A 4,124-nucleotide genomic window follows, 5' to 3' on the forward strand; every position below is an offset into this window, starting at 1 on the left:
CCGCTTCAGGCGTCGGGTGTCGCCTTGGTTACTTGTTTCATGGGTTTCCTGGGCGGGCTTGTCGCATCGGCCATCAAGCGCGATCAGGGTGTGAAGGACTGGGGGCACCTAATCGAAGGCCATGGGGGCATGATGGACAGGGCCGACAGCTTGGTCTTTGCCGCCCCGGTCTTTTTCCACATGGTGCGATATTTCTGGACCGTCTGACCGCCTTTGCGCGTCTCTTGGAACGCCGAACTGCTATCGTCAGTCTGAGTATCAGGCCAGCTTGAAGCCACAACACGGTGAGACGGTCACCTGAGATGGAGAGCGGCCAAGGCCGATGTGCAAGAAGACAGCGAACTGAGGCTGGCCTGTCATTCTAGTCCACAATGCCGCTCGGCGGYCGCGCCTGAAGATCCATGCTGGTCTGTCAAATCTGCCTTGCCTCATCGGCCGTAAGTGCATGCTCTCGCGTGCCGGAAACGATGATCTCCAGCACCTCATGCTCGTCGGTGTTGTTGATGTAGCGGTCGCCGACGTTCTCCCCACGTTTCAGCACCATCACGCGGTCGCCGACAGCGAAGATGTCGACAAGACGGTGTGAGATGATGATCTGGGCGACGCCTTGCTTCTTCAGCTCCAGCATGGTCTCGAGCAGGCGCTCGGTGGCCATCACCGAGAGGTTGGCTGTCGGCTCGTCGAGGACCACGACGCGCGGCTGGAACGAGATCGCACGCGCAATCGCCACGGATTGCTGGCGCCCGCCCGAGAGGCTCTCGACCTTCTGGTAGACGGAGTTCACATCGACCTTGAGCCGCTTCAATACGTTGTTGGCCTCCGCGTACATTTTGCGCCGATTGACAAAAAGACCCTTGAGCGGCCAGCGGCCAAGAAAGATGTTCTGGCCGACGTCCATGTTGCCGCAGAGCGCGAAGTCCTGGTAGATCATCTCGATGCCGGCGCTGCGGCTCTCATGCGGGCTCTTGAAATGCACCGGTTCGCCAGCGACCGAGATTTCGCCAGCGTCACGCTGGTAGGCGCCGGTCAGAATCTTCATCAGCGTCGATTTGCCGGCTGAATTGTCGCCGACCAGCCCAAGGATCTCCCCCGGATAAAGCACCAGGTCGACGTTGCGGAGCGCCTGCACCGCACCGAAGGCCTTTTCGATGCCCCGCATTTCCACGATCGGTGCGTCGGCTTCAGCCATGGGGGGGCTCCGATGTTCGCTTGCGTTGCGCCAGGCGGGTCCGCAGGCGACCGAAAATGTTTGCCTGGCGCACCCAAATGTCGATGAGCACGGCGACGATGAGAATGCCGCCGATGAAGACGTTGATCCAGTGCTGCGGCATGGTGAAGCCCTGAACGTTGAGCTGCAGCAGAGCCCGGACAAGAGTAATCACGGCAGCGCCGGATAGCGCGCCGACGATCGTACCGTAGCCGCCGAAGATCGACCCGCCTCCGATGATCACTGCGGCGATAGCGTCGAGTTCGCGGAACTGGCCGGCAACCGGGTTGAAGCTGCGGAAGTAGGCGATGTTGATGATACCGGCCATGGAGGCGCAAAGTGCGGCCAGCATGAATGAAAAGAAGCGCACCCGGCCGGTGTTGATGCCGGCATAGGCGGCGGCGCGGATGTTGCCTCCGGTCGCGTAGACCTTCTGTCCGAATGGCGTGTAGGCGAGGACGACGCCGGCGATGAGGGCGACGAGCAGCATCCAAAGGGTCTGGACACTGACCACCTCTGCAACCGTGCGGACGATTCCGTCGGGCAGGGAAACGCGGAAATGCTGAAAAATGTCGTTCACCTTGCGTCCGAGCAGGTTGTAGGTCTCGGACCAACCTGTCAGTTGCTGGCCAGCGACAAACCAGGCAGCAAGGCCGCGGGCGATGTAAAACATCCCAAGCGTGGCGATAAAGGCAGGCAGCTTGAAGCCGACCGTGACGACCGCGTTGATAAGGCCGGCGGCCATTCCCGCAAGCAGGCCCATCGTGACAGCTGTGAACGGGTCGGCGCCGAGAACCTTCAGGAAATAGGCAGCGGTGCTGCCTGCAAGCGCAAGCACCGCCCCGACAGAGAGGTCAATATCGCCGGCCGCGATGACGTAGGTGAGACCRATCGTGATCAGGGCGAGTTCTGTGTAGTTGAGCAGGATCGCGAAGGTGTTGGACAGGTTCCACCAATAATCTGGTCTGAGAAGGAGACCTATCAGCCAAAGCACCGCGGTGAGCATGAGCGCCAGCGCGTCGCGCCGGGCGAGGAACTTGCCCATCCTGGTGTTGGACAGCACCATGTCGGCTGCCATCGCGCCCTTGGTCTGGACGCCCTCGAGCGCAACGCCTCCAATCTCGAAGGCAGGTGGCGGCGGCCGGCCACGCAGCCATGCCCAGAGCCGTCCAGCAATCTGGCGGCGAACCAAGTAGGGCTCGATGAGCACTGCTGTGACGAGAAGGAGGCCAAGGAAGACCAGCACCGCCCCTGCCGGCAGCGTGTACTTGGCACTAACCGCAATTTCTTCGCCGTCGATCACGATCAGACGGGTGATCGGCCAACCTTCGCGCAACACCTTGTCGATCAGGACGACGACCGCGGCGCCGAGGCACGACCCGAACACGCGGCCGCGTCCGCCCAAGATAGACGCGCCGCCGATGACGACCGAAGCGATGACGGTGAGTTCCCAGCTGACGCCGTAGAGCGGCGTTACGCCCTTGTCCTGCGCGGCCGATAGCAGCGCCGCAATCGTCGCGCAAAGCGAGGAGATCAGGTAGCCGCGGATGCGCACCCAGCGTGTGGGAATGCCGGCATAGACGGCCGCCTGTTCGTTGCCTCCGGTGGCGAATGTCTCGTAGCCCCAGCGGGTCTTGGCAAGCACGTAGGCGCCCACTACCGCGACGATGCCGAAGACCAGGATCTGGTTGTTAAAGCCCAGGATATTGGTTTCGCCCAGGCTGAAGAAAAGCGGATGGTCCTTCGCCTTGTCGGAATAATATATGGCCTGGCCATGCGTCAGCGCGAGGACGAAGCCGCGGCCAATGAACAGGATCGTCAGCGTGGCGATGAAAGCCGGCGCCTTCAGGACGGTAACCAGCACGCCGTTGACGAGCCCGATCGCCGTGCCCAGGAGCACGCACAGGAGCACCGATGTGACGATGCCAAAATCGAGAAAACTCGGCGCAAATAGCCTGGCGAAGACCACGGCTACCAGGCCGTATGTGGAGCCGACCGAAAGATCGAGGTCCTTGTTGACGATGACGAAGGTCATTCCGACCGCGATGATGGCCACCCGCGAGGTGTCACGCAGCAGCGCGTGAAGAGCCTCGGTTGAGCCGAAGAAGGTCGGATTCACAACGGCGCCGCCCAAATAAAGAAGCGCAAGAAACAGCAGCAGCCCGACCTCCCAGCCGCCGGCGAGCTGGGAAGGCGCACGGCCAAGCGATGCCCTCGTGGTGAGTTCCATAGGTCCTACCACTCGATCATTGTCATCACATGGTGGGAAGGTTTGCGCCCTCCCCGATTGCAGATGCTTCGAGCGAAAAATCAGTTCTCGAAACGCTTGCCGACTTTTGCGACCGTATCCTTCGTCACCAATTGCGCGCGCGTGTCGAGATTGGCGGCCGAGATGCCACGATCAATCTGCAGATATAGCTGCATGACCGGCCAGAAGCCCTGCAGGAACGGTTGCTGCCCAAGCGAGCCGGTAAGGTTGCCGGCAGCGATGCCTTCCTGCTGTGCCGGGCCAAGGTCGAAACCAAAGGCGCAAATCTTGCCGCTCAAACCGGCCTGAGTCACCGCCTTGACCAGCGGCGGGGTGAATACGTTGTTGGCCGTGAAGGCGCCGACAACATCACCACGCGACTCGAAGAGCGAAACGAGCGCGTTGACCGGATCGTTCGGATTGGTGTCGATGCCGACATTCTCCGGTCCGGCGTCGACCTTGAAGCCATCGAGCTTGCCGGCATCCTTCAGCGTCTTGACGATGGCATTGAAGGCGGCGGTGACGCGGTTGTTCACCTCTATATTGCCCATCGCCGTCGATGACGGCAGCACGATCGAGCCGCTCGTCTTGCCGCTATCGAGCACGCATTTTGCAAGCGCCTCGCCGCCGATTGCAGCAGCGGACGCGTCTTGACCGGTATGGCTGATG

At 61.4% G+C, this 4,124-nt stretch carries 4 protein-coding genes; 1 reads left to right on the forward strand and 3 read right to left on the reverse strand.

What is annotated here, in order from left to right; translation table 11 throughout:
- Positions 1–207 (forward strand): phosphatidate cytidylyltransferase (locus AC1DUU_RS25085; protein WP_476786084.1); only part of this gene is annotated, 207 nt, incomplete at its 5' end.
- A gap of 205 nt (positions 208–412) precedes the next feature.
- On the opposite strand, the gene AC1DUU_RS25090 is transcribed toward AC1DUU_RS25085, so the two are convergent.
- The 3 genes from AC1DUU_RS25090 to AC1DUU_RS25100 all read right to left on the reverse strand — a co-directional run.
- The gene (locus AC1DUU_RS25090; RefSeq protein ID WP_476786085.1) at positions 413–1,189 is read right to left on the reverse strand and encodes an ATP-binding cassette domain-containing protein; all 777 of its coding nucleotides are present in this window, start codon (positions 1,187–1,189) and stop codon (positions 413–415) included.
- Positions 1,182–3,437, reverse strand: coding sequence for an ABC transporter permease (locus AC1DUU_RS25095; protein WP_476786086.1), 2,256 nt, complete (start codon positions 3,435–3,437; stop codon positions 1,182–1,184). Before AC1DUU_RS25095 ends, AC1DUU_RS25090 begins: the two co-directional genes overlap by 8 nt.
- An 80-nt stretch (positions 3,438–3,517) precedes the next feature.
- Positions 3,518–4,124 (reverse strand): substrate-binding domain-containing protein (locus AC1DUU_RS25100; protein WP_476786087.1); only part of this gene is annotated, 607 nt, incomplete at its 5' end.

It is taken from the genome of Aminobacter sp. P4_H6_2 (assembly GCF_056400805.1).